This is a genomic window from Leucobacter sp. NPDC077196, from assembly GCF_040687075.1.
Lineage (GTDB): Bacteria > Actinomycetota > Actinomycetes > Actinomycetales > Microbacteriaceae > Leucobacter.
This window is the reverse complement of the sequence record NZ_JBFBML010000006.1, coordinates 65,490-84,065: the sequence shown is the minus strand read 5'-3', so window position 1 is coordinate 84,065 and position 18,576 is coordinate 65,490. Positions and strand designations below refer to the sequence as shown.

The following is an 18,576-nucleotide window of genomic DNA, read 5'->3' as shown; positions in this document are numbered from 1 at the left end:
TCCTCCGCCCATCGACACTCAGGAACCTCGTGAAACCCTTCGACCCGAGACTGCTCCGCTATGCGCGCGCTGCGCGCGGTGTGCTGATCATCGGCGCCGGGCTCGGTCTGCTGCGCACCTGCGCGGTGCTGGCCTGGGCGTGGTGCCTGGCGCAGGCAGTCACCGCTGCAGCCCTTCCCGTGATGGACGGCATTCCAGGTGTGCGGGGCAGAATCGACGAGGGAGCGTTCGATACCGGTCAGCTTCCCTGGCTCATGCTCGGCGCGCTGGCCGCCGTATGCGTGCGTTCCATCGCCGGTTGGGGCATGGACGCCGTCGCGGCGCGCGGTGCGGTGCGCGTCAAATCTCAGCTCCGAGCCGCGGCGCTCGATGCGCTCGACGCCCGCTCGCCCCAGCGGGATGACGGGCCGGGCGATGCCGCACTGGCGACGTCGCTCGGCCGAGGGCTGGACGCGCTCGACGGGTACTTCTCCGGGTACATCCCGCAGCTCCTGCTCACCGGTGTCGCCACGCCCATCCTCATCCTCGCCGTACTGCTCGCAGATCCGCTGAGCGGGCTGATCGTGGTCGTGGTGTTCCCGATCATCCCGGTCTTCATGATCCTCATCGGTCTCGCGACCCAGGCCGTACAGGATCGGCAGTGGGATCAATTGCAGCGCCTCTCCTCGTCATTCCTAGACGTCGTTGCCGGCCTCGCCACCCTTCGGATCTTCGGCAGGCAGGATCGGCAGGTCGCGCGCATCGCCCGCGAGACCGATGAGTACCGCTCGCGCACCATGAGCGTGCTGCGCGTCACCTTCCTCTCAGGGTTCGTGCTCGATCTCGCCGGCACTTTCTCGATCGCGCTCGTCGCAGTGACGGTCGGCACTCGGCTGGTGAGTGGAGAATTCCCGCTCGGGCTCGGGCTCTTCGTACTGCTGCTGCTCCCCGAGACCTTCGTTCCGATCCGGCAGGTGGGCGCTGCATTCCACGCGTCGACCGAAGGCCTGGCGGCTGCGTCGCGGGTCTTCGAGATCATCGAGGGAGCGGATTCGCGCCTGAACGGCGCAGCATCCCGGGAGGACGACGGCACCCGCGACGTGCGGCGATCCGCGGACGGGCGGCAGCTCGGCCTGAGCTTCGACGCGGTCAGCGTCGCCCGTGGAGGCCGGCGCGTCGTCGGCCCCGTCTCGTTCGATGTGGCTCCAGGAGAGATGGTGGCGATGTCCGGACCATCCGGCGCCGGGAAATCGACGTTGGTCGCGGCGCTGCTGGGCTTCGTCGAGCCGATCCGCGGGCGTCTTCTGGCACCCGGTGCACTCGCGTGGTCGGGCCAGCGTCCCGGCCTGCTGCACGGCAGTATCGCCGAGAACGTGGCGCTCGGCTCAGGCGAACCCGATCGCGCGCTCGCGCGGCGCGCGCTCGACGCCGTCGGTCTCGAGCACCTCGACCTCGGCCTCGAACTGGGCGTCGCAGGTGCCGGCGTCTCCGGTGGTCAAGCTCAGCGCATCGCCGTGGCCAGGGCGCTGTATCGAGCATGGCGGCTCGACTGCGGCGCGCTCGTACTCGATGAGCCCAGCTCTGCCTTGGACTCGTCGAGCGAGGCGCTGGTGTGCGCCGCCCTTCGCGCGGAGGCAGACGCCGGGCGCGCCGTGCTCGTCGTCAGTCACCGGGAAGCGGTGCACCGGGCAGCCGACCGCGTCGTGCGCATCGACGCGAGTCATCCGGAGCCGAGCGTTGCGGTGGTGAACGCCTGATGCGCGCGATGCAGACCGAAGCGGTCACCCGTCAGCAGCGGCGCACGGTACTCGATCGGGCGTTGCCGAGCGGGTCGCGACGCCTTCCCGGCGTTCTGCTCGGTGTGCTGGCAGATGCGAGCGTCGTCGGCCTGCTCGGGCTGAGCATGTGGCTGATCGTGCGGGCGGGGGAGCAGCCCCCGATCCTCCATCTCACGTTCGCGATCGTCGGCGTGCGAGCGCTCGCGATCGGTCGCGCCGCCTTCCGGTACGCCGAGCGGCTCACGAGCCACGATGCGGCGCTCGCCCAGCTCGCCGTGCTGCGGTCGCGCACCTTCGCGTCACTCGTGCCGAGGGTGCCGGGCGCGCTGGAATCGCACCGGCGGGGAGAAGTGCTCGCAGCGTTCGTCGACGACGTGGACCAGCTGCAAGACGAAGCACTGCGGGTGCGCCAGCCGCTCATCGTGAGCGGCATCGTCACGGGTCTGAGCGTGATGGTCGTCGCACTCATATCGGTGCCGGCCGCGCTCGTGCTGCTCGGAGCGCTCGTGCTCGGCGGGGGCCTGTCGGTCGTGCTGGCGAGCCGGCTCTCCGGCGCGCAGGATCGGGAGCTGAGCGCCGCACGAGCCGCGGTCGTCGACGCACTGCTCGAGCGCTTCTCGGCCAGCGAGGTGCTCGTGGCCTTCGACGCCGTCGAGATGCAGCGCGCGCGGATCGCCGCCGCCGAGCAGCGACTCGCCACCCTCCAGCTCCGCCGTGCGCGCTCGGCCGGCCTCACGGCTGCGGTGCTCGGGTGCGCTGCTGGGGCGGCCTCGCTCCTCGCAATCGTCGTGATGCTGCCGACGTTGGGGGACGGGCTCTCCGCGCCGCTCTTCGCTGCTGCCGTCGTCGTTCCCGCCGCCGTCTTCGAGGTCTTCGCGCAGATTCCCGCAGCCCTCTCTGCCCGGCGCACGGTGCAGGCGAGCGCCGATCGCGTCGCCGATCTCACGGAGGGCGCGCTGCCGAGCGAACTCGTCGCCGACACGCCCGAGGCTGATGAGCAGATGCCGACGGAGCGCGAAGCGACACGGGCCCCCGTCGTCGGAGCGCCGCTGCTCGAAGTGCGTGGGCTCGCCGCCAGGTACCCGGGGGCCGCGAGCGATGCGATCAGCGGCGTCGATTTCGTTCTCGATGCGGGCGAGACGCTCGTCGTGCGCGGTGCGAGCGGAGCGGGCAAGAGCACCCTCGCGCTCGCCCTCGTGAGATTCCTCGAATCGCGCGGGGAGTACCGTGTGCGAGGCCTCGATGCGCGGGCGCTGCCTGCCGACGCCGTGCGCGAGGTCGTCGGCCTCTGCGAGCAGCGGCCCTACCTCTTCGACTCCGATCTGCGCCAGAATCTCAAGTTCGCCCGCGACAGCGTGGACCGCGGTACCGCGAGTGATGACGATCTCTGGGCCGTGCTGGATCGCGTCGGCCTCGCCGACTGGGCGCTCGAGCGCGGCGGCCTCGATGCTCGGCTCGGTGCGGACGGAGCATGGATCTCCGGCGGTCAGGCGCAGCGGATCGCGCTCGCCCGCGCCATTCTGGCCGATTTCCCGGTCGTCGTGCTCGACGAGCCGACCGCGGGCGTCGATCGCGAACTCGCCGACCGACTGGTGCTCGACCTGCTGGGGGCAGTGCCCGATGATCGGGCGGTGATCCTCATCACCCATACCGAGCTGCCGCAGGAGATCAGCGCCTCGCGCGTGGATCTGTGATCGGCTCCCAGCGGCGATCGAGCATCTCGCGGAAGTGCGCCAGCCGTTCCTTATCGTGCGGTGCGCACCGGGCGCCGTCGATGTGCGATACCGGTCGGATGCCGTGGAGGGCGTTGACCGCCCAGACCTCGTGGTGCAGCAGCTCGTTCAGCGTTGCGACCCGCGGCTCGAGCTCGGCAGCATCGCGGATGAGCGCTTCCGTGACCGACGGAACGCGGTCGGGGAGCGCAGAAACGGCGCCCCGGTGCGTTTCGCGGCTCCACCAGATCAGGCTGGTCGTCGCTCCCTCGAGCACACGACCTTCGCGATCGAGGAGGAGCGGCTCGGCCCCGAGCTCGTGCCTGAGTGCGGCATACCGGGCGATGTTGGGCCCCTTGCTGCGAGCGCGAGGCAGCGGCCCGCTCGGACCCGATCGGAGTGCGATCGTGAGCTGCAACTGCGGCAGCTTCCGGATCGCGAGAGCGAGTCGGGGTTCGCGAATGCCGTCGCTCGGGTCGGGTTCCCACAGTTCGAACCGAGGAAACCCGTCACCGCTCCTCGCGAGACGGGTCCGCGCCGAATCGAGGAACGCGGAGACGCGACCTCTGACCTCCGCGGGGTTCGCCTCTGGCGACACGTCGAGCCAAGCGGCGTGGGCCGTCCGCGCGAAGCGCTCGATGTGGCGCGTGAAACCGCGCGCCGCTGCGCCGGCGGGTGCGCCGACGTGTGCGCCCGGTTCTCCGCCCCTCACCGTGCCGCGCACGCGGAACGAGTCGGCCGCGAGGAGCCTGCCGGTGACCTCGTGGGCGCCGCTCTCCAGTGTCACTGAGCCCGGTCCTGAGTCTCGGCGCTCGCGCTGCGACCTCCACGCGGCTGCGCGAGCACGGTGTAACCCGGTCGTAGCGGACTCCGTCCCGTGAGGGCGCGCAGCACCTCCTGGCCGTCTCCGTTGCCTACCGCGAGGGCTCCCGCGAGCCGCATTGCGCTCAGGAGCGGAGTGGTCGGAGGATCGGCGAGCTCGTCAGGCCTACCCACTCGCGTGCTCGCGGCGTCAGTCGCGGCACGCACCGCCTCGCAGATGTCGAGACCGTGCACGATCAGCTCGAAGGTGCGAGTCCGCAGGTACGCGCTCAAGCGCATGCCGCCGACAATGGTGCCGACGATCGGGTCGCCGGCGTCTCGCACGGAGCCGAGCACGCGGGCAGCGATCTCGGCGAAGCGCAGGGCGGGGTCTTCCCCGAGCGCCGCGCCCGCCTCGACGCCGCGCGCGCTTACCGAAGTGCCGCTCGCCGCAGTCGCGTCGGCCGCTCGGGCGAAGTACTGCTCCGCGCCCCCGACGAGATCGACCTTGAGCGGCTCGGCCAGCCCCCGCTCGACCGTGAGGAGCGCGCGACTCGTGTGCCCGACGAGCGCACGCAGGTCCCAATCGCCGAGTCCCGGCGAACCCCAGAGGGTGGCGGGCACGGCGTCGACGACGCTCACCGCCCACGCGGTGGCCGCAGCGAATTCCGTTCGCGACTGAACGACCTCATCTGCCCCGTGCATGTCGTGAGCGTAGCACCGGCGGTACGCTGAGACGATGCCCGACCCGACGCGTAAACCGGCCGCTCGCGCCGTGCGTGCGCGCGTGAGCGCCGCCGAGATCGCACGCAGCTTCGCCGAAGCCGGGTCGCCCTGGTTCTGGTTTGACGGAGCCGGGGCAGCGCCGGGGGAGCCGCGGGTGTCGACGCTCGGGATCGCGAGCGAGGTGCGCCTCGCTGTGCCCGGGGACGAACGCGCGTATCTCGACGCGATGCGGCGCGCGACCGGAAATCGGGCGCATGCCGATGACAGGATGCCTGGCCCGCACCGAGGTTTCGATGGAGGATGGGTGGTTGCGCTCACCTATGAATTCGGTGTCGCGCTCCTCGAGCCGATTGTGGCGTCGGATGCGGAGCCCGGACTCCCTGCCGCCCCTGCCGACCCTGCCGGCCCTGCTGCCGTTGCACTTCGGTGCGACGTGGTGGTAGCGGTCGACCACGACTCGGGAGCCGTCGAACTGCGTGGACCGAGCACGGCCGCGGTCGACGCGTGGCTCGCGGAGCACGGAGAGCATCTGCGCGTCCGGGAGCGCGGAGCTGAGATGCGGGCGCGGGCGTCTGATCCCGAATCCGCCCCGGCCCAGTGGCGCAGCGGGGATGGCGCCTACGCTGCGGCGGTCGAACGCTGCCGGGACGCCATTCGAGAGGGCGACGCCTACGTGCTCTGCCTCACCGACACCGCCGAGGCCGCGGGCGTGTTCGACGCCATCGAGGTGTACCGACGCCTGGGTGCGTCGAGAGCACCGGTGCGGGGTGGCATCATCGACGCGGGCTCGCACGTGCTCGTGAGCGCGAGCCCAGAGCGATTCCTGTCGGTCCGCGGTGCGACGGTCTCGACGCACCCGATCAAGGGCACCCGTCGTCGGGGAGGGTCGCCGAGCAGCGATCGTGCGCTCGCGGCGGCACTCGCGGCCGATCCGAAGGAGCGCGCGGAGAACCTGATGATCGTCGACCTGATGCGCAATGACCTGAGTCGCGTGTGCGAGCCGGGCTCGGTGCGCGTCGACCGGTTTCTCGATGTCGAGACCCACGCGCACGTGCATCAGCTTGTGAGCACGGTATCCGGCACGTTGGCGGGCGGCCAGGGCATCTGGGACGCCATCGTCGCCGCGTTTCCCGGCGGTTCGATGACGGGTGCCCCGAAGCTCCGGGCCGTGCAGCTGCTGCAGCGGTTGGAGGGCGGGCCGCGCGGGTTCTACTCGGGGTGCTTCGGGTGGATCGATCGCCGGGGCGACGCGGAGCTCGCGATGACGATTCGCAGCGTCGAGATGCGGCGGGGCGACCGGCCGGCAGCCACTGTCGGCGCTGGGGGAGGCATCACCATCGATTCCGTCGCCGCCGATGAGGTCGCGGAGAAGCACCTCAAGGCCGCCGCGCTGCTCGACGCGCTCGTGCCGCTCGTGCCGCTCGTGGCGGACCCTGCACCCTGACGCGCGATCCGATATTTGCAGGATCGGGGGCGAAATCTGGGGTGTTCGGCGATCGCCGGTGCCCGGATTTCGACGCCGATCCGCGAGGAAGGGGGTGGCGCCGGGCGCCCCGCAATCTCGTTACCGGGTATTCTGGTCGGAAGTGTGCGCTCGCGAACGCGGGCGATTCGAACCGAGATCGAGGTATGTGTGACCGAGCAGCAGGAGCGCGACGCCGAGGGCTATGACTTCCAGGCGATCCAGGATCGCTGGCTTCCCGTGTGGGACGAGCTGAAGCCGTTCGAGGTCGACACCGAGGGCGCCTCCGCACCCGGGGCGGCGCGCCCCAAGAAGTACGTGCTCGACATGTTCCCGTACCCCTCGGGCGATCTGCACATGGGGCACGCAGAAGCGTTCTGCTTCGGCGACGTGCTCGCGCGCTACTGGCGCGGACGCGGCTACGACGTGCTGCACCCGATCGGGTGGGACTCCTTCGGGCTGCCGGCCGAGAACGCGGCCATCAAGCGCGGGGTGGATCCTCGCGAGTGGACGTACGCGAACATCGCTCAGCAGAAGGCCTCGTTCCGCCTCTACGCGCCTTCCTTCGACTGGAGCCGAGTGCTCCACACGAGCGACCCCGAGTACTACAAGTGGAACCAGTGGCTCTTCTTGAAGATGTACGAGAAGGGCCTCGCGTACCGCAAGGCGAGCTGGGTCAACTGGGATCCCGTGGACCAGACGGTGCTCGCGAACGAGCAGGTGCTCGCGGACGGCACCTCCGAGCGCTCGGGCGCCATGGTCGTGAAGAAGAAGCTGACGCAGTGGTACTTCCGCATCACCGACTACGCGGATCGCCTGCTCGACGACCTCGACGCGCTCGAGGGTCAGTGGCCCACCAAGGTGCTCAACATGCAGCGCAACTGGATCGGGCGCTCGCGCGGGGCCGAGGTCGAGTTCGAGATCGAGGGCCGTGAGGAGAAGGTTCCGGTCTTCACCACGCGCCCCGATACGCTGCACGGCGCGACCTTCATGGTGGTCGCCCCCGACGCCGACCTGGCGGCGGAGCTCGCGGCCGGCGCCTCGGAAGAGGTGCGCGCAAATTTCCAGGAGTACCTGGCCCAGACGCAGAAGCAGACGGAGATCGAGCGGCAGAGCGCGGATCGTGAGAAGACCGGCGTCTTTCTCGACCACTTCGCAGTGAACCCGGTTAATGGCGAACGCATTCCGGTGTGGGCCTCCGACTACGTGCTCGCCGATTACGGGCACGGCGCGATCATGGCGGTGCCCGCGCATGATCAGCGCGACCTCGATTTCGCGCTGAAGTTCGAGCTGCCGGTGCGCGTGGTGGTCGACGTGCGCGACGCTGACGGCGCCGCCCTGCCCGATCCCGCGGTGAGCGGCGTCGCGACGGCCGGCGAAGGGGTGCTTGTCAACTCGGGCGAGCTCGATGACCTGCCGAAGAGCGAGGCGATTGCCCGTGCGATCGAGGTGCTCGAGGAGCGCGGCACCGGTCGCGCGTCGACCACGTACCGGTTGCGCGACTGGCTGATCTCGCGGCAGCGCTACTGGGGCACGCCGATCCCGATTCTCCATCACGAGAACGGCGAGATGCGCCCGGTCGATTCCGAGGCGCTTCCCGTTCAGCTGCCGGCCTCCGAGGGGCTGGACCTCAAGCCGAAGGGAGCGTCGCCGCTCGGTGCCGCGACGGAGTGGGCGACCGTCGTCGATCCCGAGACCGGCGAGACCTGGACGCGCGACCCCGACACGATGGACACCTTCGTCGACAGCTCCTGGTACTACCTGCGCTTCTTGTCAGCGAACGATGCGACGCGGGCCTTCGACCCCGAGGTGGTCAACGCCTGGGGTCCGATCGACCAGTACGCCGGCGGCGTCGAGCACGCCATCTTGCACCTGCTGTACTCGCGCTTCATCACGAAGGTGCTGCACGACCTCGGCTACCTCGACTTCGACGAACCATTCACCTCGCTGCTCAACCAGGGCATGGTGCTGCAAGACGGTGCGAAGATGTCGAAGTCGAAGGGGAATCTCGTGGAGTTCGCGAGCGAGCTCAAGGCGCACGGCGCCGACGCGTTGCGCGTGACGCTCGCGTTCGCGGGCCCGCCTGAAGACGACATCGACTGGGCCGACGTATCGGTGCAGGGCTCGGCGAAGTTCCTCGCCCGGGCTTGGCGCGTCGTCGACGACGTGCAGACGGCGGGGGCGCCGCGCGGGGCAGCGTTCTCCGAAGGCGACGCCGGGCTCCGGAGAGCCACGCACCGCCTGCTCGCCGATGCGCCCGGGCTCATCGAGGCCTACAAGTTCAACGTGGTCGTCGCGCGCCTCATGGAGCAGGTGAACGTGACCCGCAAGACGATCGACTCGGGCGTCGGCGCCGCGAATCCGGCGGTGCGCGAGTCGGCCGAGGCGATCACCGTCATCCTCTCGCTCTTCGCGCCCTATGCCGCCGAGGACATGTGGGCGAAGCTCGGGTTCGAGCCGAGCGTCGCGCTCGTGGAGTGGCCGGTTGCCGATGAAGCATTGCTCGTCGAAGACGAGGTCACCATGGTCGTGCAGGTGGACGGCAAGGTGCGGGATCGCCTGACGCTGCCGGCGTCGGTGTCGGAGGCCGAGGCCGAAGCGGCCGCCCGCGCGTCTGCCGCGGTGCAGCGCGCGATCGGTGATCGACAGGTCGTCAACGTGATCGTGCGCGTGCCGAAGATCGTCAGTATCGCGACGAAGCCGGCCGCCTAACCTCCTCCTCCTCCTCCTCCTCCTCCTCCTCTGCGAGCGGGGTCACTCTTCGTGCGTGTCGGACCCGCGACACGCACCGAGAGTGACCCCGCTCGCAGAGGATGGTGAGGACGTGGGCGCGGGCGTCCTCCTGAGGGCGCACATCGTCGCTCACAATGCGCTGCGAGCTGTCGCCGATGGCCAGCTTTCCACCGTGTGCGCGATCGCGGCTCCTCGGCCCGTGCACCGCTCTAGCGTGAGTGCATGCGAACGCACGAAGCACTCGAATCACCGGCGCGAAGCACGCTGGACGACGCGCCTGCCGGCGACGTACCTCAATTACCAGACGAGAAGATCTCGGACGAGAAAAGCTCGGACGAGACGCCTCGCCTCACCAGTGAGTCCGTGCTGTCCCGCGGTCACTGGCGTGTCAACGACACGGCGAAAGCCGACGGAACCTCGGCACTGCGGTGGGAGCCGAATGTGCGCCTCGGCGAGCGCCTCCGCCGGGGCGTTGCAGTTCCGGTGTTGGTCGGTGTGGTGGTGTTCACCGCCGCAGTCGCGATCGCGATCGGCATTACGATGGCGCGCGGGCACGGGGTCCACGCCGATGCGTCTTCGCCCTCGCCTGCTGCTTCGCGGGTGAACGCAAGCGACACAGTGGAAGAGCTAGCGGCCGAGGGTGCCGGGACCGAAGGCGACTCGACCGATCGCGCGGGCGGGGGCGACCCGGGGGCTACCAGTGCGGAGCAGTCGAGCGCGCCGGTTATGGTGCACGTGGTCGGCGAGGTGAACGATGCCGGCGTCGTGGAACTGCCAGCGGGATCGCGCGTCGCCGACGCGCTCGACGCAGCTGGCGGGGTGACGCAGAGTGCTGTACTCGACGTCGTCAATCTCGCTCGCACGGTTGCCGACGGGGAGCAGGTGATGGTGCCCGACGCCGAACTCGCCGAGGCCTGGAAGGCGAATCCGTCGCTCGCCGCGGGAGGTGCGGGAGGTGCGGGAGGCGCAGAAGGTGCAGGAGGTGCGGAGAGCTCAGCAGCCGCATCGGCGGGCGGAGGAGAGTCGGGATCCGCCGGTGCGGGCACGGTCTCCTTGAACGCGGCGACCGTTGCCGACCTCGACACGCTGCCCCGCATCGGGCCGGCATTGGCGCAGCGGATCGTTGATTGGCGTGACGCGAACGGCGGATTCACGGCGGTCGACCAATTGCTCGAAGTGCCGGGCATCGGGACGAAAACCCTCGATGGCCTCAGAGATCTCGTCGTGCCATGAACGAGTCGTCGCGGTCCCCGCCCGGGACATGGCGCGTGTTCGCTCCGGCAGTCTTGGCCTGGGCACTGGTCGCGGGTGCGATCGGGGTTCCCGGAAGCGGCCGCTGGCTCGGGCTCGCGGCACTCACCGTCGGGATCGTCGGGATTGCGTGTGTCCGCACGCGACGGGGCGGGCTGCTGTTGCCGTTCGTCGCACTGGGGTGCGCGATGCTGGTGCTCCTCAGCGCACGAATCGACGCGCTCGAAGTCGTTCGAGCGGACCCGCAGTTCGCCGAGGCTGCGGCACGACAGAGCGCGCAAACCATCGATCTCGAGTTGCGCGGGTTTCCGAGAAGCTCCTCAGATTCGAGCGGCAATCGTTCGTCATGGGTGCGTGCCTCTGCGCACTCTGAGCGCGGTGAGATGCCCGTTGTGCTCTGGTTCGACGATGACGTTGCGCCGACCGTTTCGCCGGCACGTTCAGCGGCGATCTCGGAGGCGACGCCAGGAAGTCGCCGCGGTGAATCGAACGAGCGACCGGCAGGCCCCTCGCACAGTGAAGGAGCCCTGCTCTGGGGCCCAGGCACACCGCTCCGCGTCGTGGGGACGCTGGTCGCCCTCGATCCTGGTTCATCTGCGCGGTACGGGATACGGATCGCTTCCTTCGAACAACCACGCGACGACCTTGCGGCGGGAGCGTGGGGTTCGTTGCGCACCGGAACAGCGCGACTCGCGGCGCATCTCCGAGTCGGGCTCCGCGAAGCGGCCTCGAGCATCGCGGGCGCAGAGCTCGTCCCGGGCTTCGCGGTGGGTGACACATCGCTCGTGTCTGCGCGCCTCGATTCGAAGATGCAGGAGAGCTCGCTCACACATCTCGTAGCGGTATCCGGTGCGAACTGCGCCCTTGTCGTGGGCGCGATGACCGCCTTGGCCGGTTGGCTCGGCGTTCCGCGTCGCGGAAGACTGCTGCTCGGCGGTCTCGCCTTAGCGGGGTTCGTCACCGTCGTAGGGCCCGACCCGAGCCTCCAGCGGGCAGCCGTCATGGCATGCGTCGTGCTGCTGTCTTCGTTCGGAGGGAAGCGTGCGATTGCGCTTCCCGGACTGGGGCTCGCGATCCTCGTGCTCCTCGTCGCAGATCCGTGGCAGGCGCTGCAACCGGGTTTTGCGCTCTCCGTCGCGGCGACCGCCGGAATCCTGCTGTGGGTGCCCTACCTCACTGCGGCGTTGGGGCGTGCAGTGCCGAGTCCGAAATGGGTGAGGCTTCCGATCGCCGTCGCGGTAGCAGCGCAGTTCGCGTGCGGACCACTGCTCCTCCTCGTGCAAGCCGGCTTTCCCGCAGCCGGCTTCATCGCCAACGTTCTCGCGGCGCCGGCGGCGCCCTGGGGAACTGGGCTCGGGCTCCTCGCGATGCTCGCCGCGCCCGTGGCTCCGATGGCGGCCTCGGCGCTCGTGTGGCTGGGAAGCCTGCCGGCTCGCTGGATCGCGGCCACGGCCGAAGTCACGTCAGCGCTGCCCGGCGCACGGTGGGCGTGGCCTGGCGGCTGGTTCGGCGCGCTCCTGCTCGCAGCAGTGGAAGCCGCGGTGCTCGTCGCGTGGTGGCTGCTGGAGCGGCGGTTCGGTGAGCGCGGTGCCCAAGAACGTCCAGTTGCGCGAGCCGAGTCGCCTGTGACGAGCGGCCCGGTGCCGTGGGAGCGGAAGCTACCGCGCCCCCGACGCGTCGTCGTCTGCATCTCGGGTCTTCTCTGCGCCGCGATCGGAGTATTCATCGGGCCGACGCTCGTCGTTCCGACGACTGAGAGACTCACGATTCCGAACGACTGGAGCGTGGTCGCCTGCGATGTCGGTCAGGGCGATGCGTTTCTGCTTCGCGACCCGCAGAACCCCGGGGCCGTGATGCTCGTCGACACCGGCGACGATCGCGAGATGCTCGGCTCTTGCCTGGATCGCTTTGGCGTGCAGCGCATCGCCATACTCGTGCTGACTCACGACGACCGCGACCACGTCGGAGCGCTGAGTGAGGTCCTGGACCGTGTGGACCAAGCGATCGTCGCCCCGAACAACCGGGAGGACGGCGATGCGCGCCCGGTGCTCGCACAACTCCATGCGGCGCAGGTGCCCACGCAGATCGGCACACGCGGAATGGCTGACGCGGTCGGCGGACTGTCATGGGAGGTGCTCGCCCCAGAGTCCGGCGTGACCCCGCCGGACACCAATGGGGCGAGCCTGGTGCTTCGAGTCAGAGCCGGTGACATCTCGGTGCTCATGCTGGCCGACACGGGAGAGGACGAGCAGCTCGCACTGCAACGTACCGGTGTTCGCCTCGAGGCCGACGTGCTCAAAGTTGCGCACCACGGGTCTGCAGACCACGACCCCGGGGTGTTCGCCGCCAGCTCGGCGGAGGTCGCGCTCATCTCGGTGGGCGCGGAGAACTCCTACGGGCATCCGGCCCCGTCGACGATTGCTGGTCTGCGGCGCTCGCGCACGGCCGTGCTGCGAACCGACCAGATGGGCGCGATCGCGGTCAGCGGGGCGCCCGGCGCGCTCGACATCTGGGTCGAGGACGGCGAGTAGTGGGGAGTACCTGTGGCAACACAATCCCAGTTCGTCGCGTTGGGGTTGCTGACGGTCGCGAGTTGCCGGGCGCGCCACGATTTGCCGACTACCTCACGCTCGCCGTGCTGCTCTCGACCATGGCAGCCACAGTCTCGGCGCGGGTTCGATCGCGAAAGGCCTGGACGCTGGTCCGCATCAACGTGGTCTTCGCGTTCCCCTTCAACTCGGTCATCGTGGCCATGATGGTGTCACTGCTCTTCGGCGGTCTCGTCGGATAACCTGCGCGATCCCGCGCCCGCTCGAACGGTAGTCTGGACGGGTGGCACAGGCACGAAAAGCAGCTCCCAGAGCAGCGTCTGCGAAGACGAAGATTCCGCAGGTCGAGTGGAGCGACGCGCGTCCGGCGGCGGTCGTGCTGATCTCGGGACCCGAGGGATTCCTCGCGGATCGCGCCGGGCAAGCGATTCGTGCCGCGCTGACCGATGCGCATACCGATCTCGAGGTCCATGACGTTGATGCCGCTGCGTATACGGCCGGTGAACTGTTCACGATCGCGAGCCCGTCGCTGTTCGCCGAACCCCGGCTGATTCGCGTTGAGAGCGTTGAGAAGTGCTCGGATGCGTTTCTCGAGGACACGAAGCGATACGTCGCCGAACCCGCAGACGATACGACGCTGGTGCTGCGGCACGCGGGCGGCCAGCGCGGCAAGGCCCTGCTCGATCTCGTGCGCGGGGGAGCCGGCGACGGTATCGAGGTGGTCTGCGCTGAGGTGAAGAAGGATCAGGATCGCCTCGCGTTCGTGCAGGCCGAGTTTCGGCGCCTGGGGGCCCAGGTGACGCCCGGCGCCGCGCGTCAGCTGGCCGCGGCGTACTCGGGCGGGATCGGCGAGCTCGCGGGTGCGATCGGACAACTCGTGTCGGATGTGGGCACGCGGATCTCAGAGGATCAGGTCACGCGGGCTACCGAGGGCCGCGTCGAGACGAACGCGTTCCGTGTGGCCGACGCTGCGACCGCCGGGCGCGCGGCCGATGCGCTCGTGCTGCTGCGCCAGGCGTTCTCAACCGGTACGGACCCGATCCCGATGCTCGCGGCGCTCAATATGAAAGTGCGGGCGATGGCGCGGGTGTACGGCGCGGCAGGATCCGGCGGCCAGTTGGCCAAGGAGCTCGGTATGGCGCCGTGGCAGGTCGACCGTGCGCTGCGCGAGGTGCGCGGGTGGCGTGAAGAAGATCTCGCCCGCGCGATCGACCTCGCCGCGGAGACCGAGTGGCGGCTCAAGGGTGGCAGCCGCGACCCCGAGTACGCCCTCGAGAAGTACCTCTTGTTCGTCGCCAAACGGGGGCGGGTCTAGCTGTCGCCATGCCGGCTCCGGGCACGAAAAAGACCCCGCCGAAGCGGGGCCTGAATCGACTGCGAGCGCGAGTTAGAGCGCTGCCACCTGCGCGGCAAGCTTCGACTTGCGGTTCGCTGCCTGGTTCTTGTGGATGACGCCCTTCGAGGCAGCCTTATCCAGCTTGCGGCCAGCGGCCTTCAGCTTCGCCTCGGCAACCGACTTGTCGCCACCGGCGATAGCCTCGCGGGCTGCGCGCACAACGGTGCGGAGTTCGCTCTTGTACGCCTTGTTGCGCTCGGTCGCCTTGCGGTTGGTCTTGATGCGCTTGATCTGCGACTTGATATTTGCCACGTTGAGATGTGTCCTTTAGATCCGGTTGACGGGTTGTTCCGCGCGGTGAGAGAGGGCACCTTACGGGTGGTGTGGTGAAAACCACACGCAAGCCAAGAACCGAGTCTAGCAGAATCGGTGAGCGGATCCCAGTCCACGGGGGCGTGCCGCACAGCGCGCTCAGGCCGCTCAGGCCGCCGGATCGAGGAGCTCCACGTCGTCGCCGACGCTGATCTCGCCCCAGCGGGCGGTTCCCGGCTCCGTTCCGGCGCGCACGGGCGCGGTCAACTCGCGGGGGAGGAGGAGGGTGCCGAGCGTCGGCTCCTCCTGGCCGATGCGCTGCGTCAAGGCGGTGAGCACCCGCGCGTCCCGCTCACCGGTCTCGGGATTCGCGTGCGTCGCGAGGCACCGCACAATCGGCTCGGCGACGCGAAACTCGAGCGCGCCGATGCGCACCCGTCCACTCCAGCCGAGCTCGTCCCACGCCTCGACGCCGTCGATCACGATGTTCGATCGGAAGCGGCGATCGTCCAGCGCCGACGTTTCGCCGGCACCGCTCGCGGGATCGACACGGGCGGCCGAGGGCTCGTCGATCACGGCGCTGAGCGCGAGCACGCTCGCTCGACTGTGCAGTGAGACGTAACCCTGTTCGCGATCTTGGAAGCGGGAGTGCACGCCGTCGCCGACGAGCTCGAGCGGCAGTCGCCCTGGGCGCTGCAATCGTTTTCCTTCGTGCGTGCCGAGCACGAACTCGGTCACCGCATCGACCAGGCACTCGCGCCCCGCATCGTCCAGTTCCGTAGTCACGACAACCGATTCGTCTTGAAAGATCGTGATGCGGCGCTCCGCCGCGTCGAACGAGAGTCGCAGTGCGGCGAGCGCGGGAAAGTCCTGCAGAGCGAGCCCCCGCGCCTTCGGCCAGTAGTCGAGCCCGTCGCGCAGCTCGGGCACCGCCGCTTGCGCGAAGCGGAACGCGAGCACGCGGTCGCCGACCACGCGGCCATCTTGCTGCACGGTGATCCGATCGCAGCGTTCCGGGGTGAATCCCTTGACCGGGTAGCGATACAGGGCGACGACGCGAGGCATGAGCACATTCTCGCAGGAGTGCGACGCGCACCGGATTGCGACGTCGTGTCCAGCGTACGAACCGTCGCCCGCGCGTGCGATAATTGCGGACAATGTCTCCACGCAGCCTGAACCCTCCAGTACCGGCGTCGACCGACCCCGCGAAGATTCGCAACTTCTGCATCATCGCGCACATCGACCACGGGAAGTCGACGCTCGCCGACCGCATGCTTCAGGTGACGGGTACTGTTCCCGATCGCGAGATGCGCGCGCAGTACCTCGATCGGATGGATATCGAGCGCGAGCGAGGGATCACCATCAAGTCGCAGGCGGTGCGTATGCACTGGCGAACCGACGATGGAGACTTCGCGCTCAATATGATCGACACCCCCGGGCACGTGGACTTCAGTTACGAGGTGTCTCGTTCGCTGGCGGCCTGCGAGGGTGCGATCCTGCTCGTGGATGCGGCGCAGGGCATCGAAGCGCAGACGCTCGCGAACCTCTACCTCGCCATGGAGAACGATCTCGAGATCATTCCCGTGCTCAACAAGATCGACCTGCCCGCGGCCGATCCCGAGCGCGTCTCGCGCGAGATCGCCGACCTCATCGGCGGTCGGCCCGAAGACATTCTCAAGGTGTCGGGCAAAACGGGCGCCGGCGTCGAGGAGCTGCTCGACAGTGTCGTGAAGCGCATCCCGGCCCCGGTCGGCAATGCCGATGGCCCGCCGCGCGCCATGATCTTCGACTCCGTCTACGACCCTTACCGTGGCGTGGTCACCTACGTGCGCATGATCGACGGCAACCTGTCGCCTCGCGAAAAGGTGCAGATGATGTCGACGGGGTCGGAGCACGAGGCGCTCGAAGTAGGCGTCTCGGCACCCGAGCCCACCCCGACCAAGGGTCTCGCCGTCGGTGAGGTCGGCTACCTCATCACCGGCGTGAAGGATGTGCGCCTCTCGAAGGTGGGGGACACGGTCACGGCGAAGCGCCACCCGGCGACCGAGGCGCTGCCGGGCTACACCGACCCGAAGCCGATGGTCTTCTCGGGGCTCTATCCGCTCGACGGCAGCGACTATCCGGTGCTGCGCGAGGCGCTCGACAAGCTGAAGCTCGAGGACGCGGCGCTGCAGTACGAGCCCGAGACCTCGGTGGCTCTCGGCTTCGGCTTCCGCTGCGGGTTTCTCGGTCTGCTCCACCTCGAGATCATCTCGGAGCGGCTGCGCCGCGAGTTCGATCTCGACCTCATCGCGACGGCTCCGAGCGTGATCTATCAAGTGACCACCGACGATGGGCGCGAGATCACGGTGACGAACCCGTCCGAGTACCCGGATGGGAAGATCTCGAGCGTGCGCGAGCCCGTGGTGAAGACGGCCATTCTGGCGCCGAAGGACTACGTCGGCGCGATCATGGAGCTGTGCCAGAGTCGACGCGGCAGCCTGCTGGGCATGGAGTACCTCGGCGAACGCGTCGAACTGCGCTACAGCATTCCGCTCGGGGAGATCGTCTTCGACTTCTTCGATCACCTGAAGAGTCGCACCCAGGGGTATGCCAGCCTGGACTACGAACCGAGCGGAGACCAAGAGGCCGACCTCGTCAAGGTCGACATCTTGCTGCAGGGCGAAGCCGTCGACGCGTTCAGCGCGATCGTGCACCGGGACAACGCCTACTCGTACGGAACCATGATGGCCGAGCGCCTGCGCAAGCTCATTCCTCGACAGCAGTTCGAGGTGCCGATTCAGGCGGCGATCGGCGCGCGAGTGATCGCACGCGAGACGATCCGCGCGATCCGCAAGGACGTGCTCGCGAAGTGCTACGGCGGCGATATCAGTCGCAAGCGCAAGCTGCTCGAAAAGCAGAAAGAGGGCAAGAAGCGCATGAAGATGGTGGGACGCGTCGAGGTGCCGCAGGAGGCATTCATCGCTGCACTCTCGGGCGATGTGGAGGGCAAGGAAGGGGGCAAGCGATGAGCAAGGGTCAGCCTGCTCGCCGCAGCAGCCACGTGGAGATGCCGGTCGCCTACGCGGCGGTCGGCGCCTCGAAGGATCCCGACATCGTTCGGTTTCCCCCGGAGGGAATGACTTCGTACGAGGAAGAACTGCGTCTCGGAAGCGGGCAGGAGCGATTCTTGATCGCGTCGAGCCTGCTGATGACCTGGGGAGCTCAGCGCGGCTCTGGCGTTCGAGTCACCGATATCGTTCGCGGTGGCGGCTCCGAGTACGTCGGCCCGAGCTTCACGGATGATGGAATGCCCGAGGCCGCCGGGGAGGTCGAGGAGCAGTTCGGCCCCGACGGAGAGCCCTACATCGTCGCGGGAACCACTGCGGTGCTGCATGTCGAGGGTCAGGATCCCCGAAGCGTGCTGGTGGTGTACACCGTCGACGAGGAGCGCCGCGTCGGCTTTGCGTGGGGCACGGGCGACGAAGCGGGGGCCGTCGGCGAGCAGCTCTTTCTCATCGAGTTCCGCGCCGACGACACGGTGTGGGCAGTCGCGCGCGGATTCGTCGCAGCGCCGAAGAACGGATTGCTCGGACTTCGCGGCCGCGCCGACGTGCGCGCTGCCCTTGACGCCGTGAAGCTCGGCATTGCCGCGCTCGCACCTGGCGCGCAGCCCGCTCCCGACCTCGGGCAGGCAGCTGACGACGAGCAGGCCGCGGTCCAGAGTGCGCAGGCTGATGATATTGAGCCGCAGCCCGAACCGGAGCAGCCGGTATCGCCAGAGCCCGCGACGGAGGCAGAGCCGGAGCCGGAGCCCGACACTGCGCCCGCGACTGATCGCGCTGAGCCGACCGATCGCGCCGAGCCGGCCGATCGCGCTGAGCCGGCCGGTGTCGCTCATCAGCGTCGGCCGAGCAAGCGCCCGTGACGCAGAGAACGTTGAGCATCGCGAGTAACA

At 68.8% G+C, this 18,576-nt stretch carries 14 protein-coding genes; 10 read left to right on the top strand and 4 right to left on the bottom strand.

Annotated elements, in window-relative coordinates; translation table 11 throughout:
- The first annotated feature begins 29 nt into the window (after window positions 1-29).
- Both cydD and cydC read left to right on the top strand, forming a co-directional pair.
- Window positions 30-1,736, top strand: coding sequence for a thiol reductant ABC exporter subunit CydD (cydD, locus tag AB0O71_RS08085; RefSeq protein WP_363744059.1), 1,707 nt, complete (start codon window positions 30-32; stop codon window positions 1,734-1,736).
- Entirely contained in the window at window positions 1,736-3,451 is a 1,716-nt protein-coding gene (cydC, locus tag AB0O71_RS08080; protein WP_363744056.1) for a thiol reductant ABC exporter subunit CydC, read from the top strand. The genes cydD and cydC overlap by 1 nt, the downstream gene beginning before the upstream one ends.
- Here cydC and AB0O71_RS08075 read toward each other — a convergent pair.
- Entirely contained in the window at window positions 3,426-4,256 is an 831-nt protein-coding gene (locus AB0O71_RS08075; protein ID WP_363744054.1) for an aminotransferase class IV, read from the bottom strand. The genes cydC and AB0O71_RS08075 overlap by 26 nt on opposite strands.
- On the bottom strand, window positions 4,253-4,975 hold the full coding sequence (locus AB0O71_RS08070) for a maleylpyruvate isomerase N-terminal domain-containing protein (protein WP_363744052.1): 723 nt from the start codon (window positions 4,973-4,975) through the stop codon (window positions 4,253-4,255). The genes AB0O71_RS08075 and AB0O71_RS08070 overlap by 4 nt, the downstream gene beginning before the upstream one ends.
- A gap of 34 nt (window positions 4,976-5,009) precedes the next feature.
- Here AB0O71_RS08070 and AB0O71_RS08065 point away from each other — a divergent pair, with 34 nt between their 5' ends.
- The 6 genes from AB0O71_RS08065 to holA all read left to right on the top strand — a co-directional run bounded on the left by AB0O71_RS08065 (window position 5,010) and on the right by holA (window position 14,306).
- Window positions 5,010-6,440 (top strand): anthranilate synthase component I family protein, encoded by a 1,431-nt coding sequence (locus AB0O71_RS08065; RefSeq protein WP_363744050.1) that lies wholly within the window; start codon window positions 5,010-5,012, stop codon window positions 6,438-6,440.
- Between the two features lie 189 nt (window positions 6,441-6,629).
- Window positions 6,630-9,170: a leucine--tRNA ligase gene (leuS, locus tag AB0O71_RS08060; RefSeq protein ID WP_363744048.1), complete on the top strand. Its 2,541-nt coding sequence runs from the start codon at window positions 6,630-6,632 to the stop codon at window positions 9,168-9,170.
- A 243-nt stretch (window positions 9,171-9,413) separates the two neighbouring features.
- Complete coding sequence (locus AB0O71_RS08055) at window positions 9,414-10,424, top strand: ComEA family DNA-binding protein (protein ID WP_363744046.1); 1,011 nt, start codon at window positions 9,414-9,416, stop codon at window positions 10,422-10,424.
- Between the two features lie 53 nt (window positions 10,425-10,477).
- Window positions 10,478-12,973, top strand: a complete 2,496-nt coding sequence (locus AB0O71_RS08050; protein ID WP_363744044.1) for a ComEC/Rec2 family competence protein — start codon at window positions 10,478-10,480, stop codon at window positions 12,971-12,973.
- Window positions 12,974-13,035: 62 nt separating this feature from the next.
- Window positions 13,036-13,233 (top strand): hypothetical protein, encoded by a 198-nt coding sequence (locus AB0O71_RS08045; RefSeq protein ID WP_363744041.1) that lies wholly within the window; start codon window positions 13,036-13,038, stop codon window positions 13,231-13,233.
- A 41-nt stretch (window positions 13,234-13,274) separates the two neighbouring features.
- Window positions 13,275-14,306, top strand: coding sequence for a DNA polymerase III subunit delta (gene holA / locus AB0O71_RS08040; protein ID WP_363744039.1), 1,032 nt, complete (start codon window positions 13,275-13,277; stop codon window positions 14,304-14,306).
- Window positions 14,307-14,378: 72 nt separating this feature from the next.
- Here holA and rpsT read toward each other — a convergent pair whose 3' ends face one another.
- Both rpsT and AB0O71_RS08030 read right to left on the bottom strand, forming a co-directional pair.
- Window positions 14,379-14,639, bottom strand: coding sequence for a 30S ribosomal protein S20 (gene rpsT, locus AB0O71_RS08035; protein WP_363744037.1), 261 nt, complete (start codon window positions 14,637-14,639; stop codon window positions 14,379-14,381).
- A gap of 168 nt (window positions 14,640-14,807) precedes the next feature.
- On the bottom strand, window positions 14,808-15,704 hold the full coding sequence (locus tag AB0O71_RS08030) for an MOSC domain-containing protein (protein ID WP_363744035.1): 897 nt from the start codon (window positions 15,702-15,704) through the stop codon (window positions 14,808-14,810).
- A gap of 92 nt (window positions 15,705-15,796) precedes the next feature.
- Here AB0O71_RS08030 and lepA point away from each other — a divergent pair, with 92 nt between their 5' ends.
- Both lepA and AB0O71_RS08020 read left to right on the top strand, forming a co-directional pair.
- Complete coding sequence (gene lepA / locus AB0O71_RS08025) at window positions 15,797-17,650, top strand: translation elongation factor 4 (protein ID WP_363744033.1); 1,854 nt, start codon at window positions 15,797-15,799, stop codon at window positions 17,648-17,650.
- Entirely contained in the window at window positions 17,647-18,546 is a 900-nt protein-coding gene (locus tag AB0O71_RS08020) for a DUF1990 family protein (RefSeq protein WP_363744030.1), read from the top strand. The genes lepA and AB0O71_RS08020 overlap by 4 nt, the downstream gene beginning before the upstream one ends.
- The last annotated feature ends 30 nt before the right edge of the window (window positions 18,547-18,576 follow it).

What these genes read in the sequence shown, in the direction of transcription:
- cydC (WP_363744056.1), top strand. Translation starts at nt 1,736, where the DNA reads ATGCGCGCGATGCAGACCGAAGCGGTCACCCGTCAGCAGCGGCGCACG.
- AB0O71_RS08070 (WP_363744052.1), bottom strand. Translation starts at nt 4,975, where the DNA reads ATGCACGGGGCAGATGAGGTCGTTCAGTCGCGAACGGAATTCGCTGCG.
- AB0O71_RS08065 (WP_363744050.1), top strand. Translation starts at nt 5,010, where the DNA reads ATGCCCGACCCGACGCGTAAACCGGCCGCTCGCGCCGTGCGTGCGCGC.
- AB0O71_RS08055 (WP_363744046.1), top strand. Translation starts at nt 9,414, where the DNA reads ATGCGAACGCACGAAGCACTCGAATCACCGGCGCGAAGCACGCTGGAC.
- AB0O71_RS08030 (WP_363744035.1), bottom strand. Translation starts at nt 15,704, where the DNA reads ATGCCTCGCGTCGTCGCCCTGTATCGCTACCCGGTCAAGGGATTCACC.
- lepA (WP_363744033.1), top strand. Translation starts at nt 15,797, where the DNA reads ATGTCTCCACGCAGCCTGAACCCTCCAGTACCGGCGTCGACCGACCCC.
- AB0O71_RS08020 (WP_363744030.1), top strand. Translation starts at nt 17,647, where the DNA reads ATGAGCAAGGGTCAGCCTGCTCGCCGCAGCAGCCACGTGGAGATGCCG.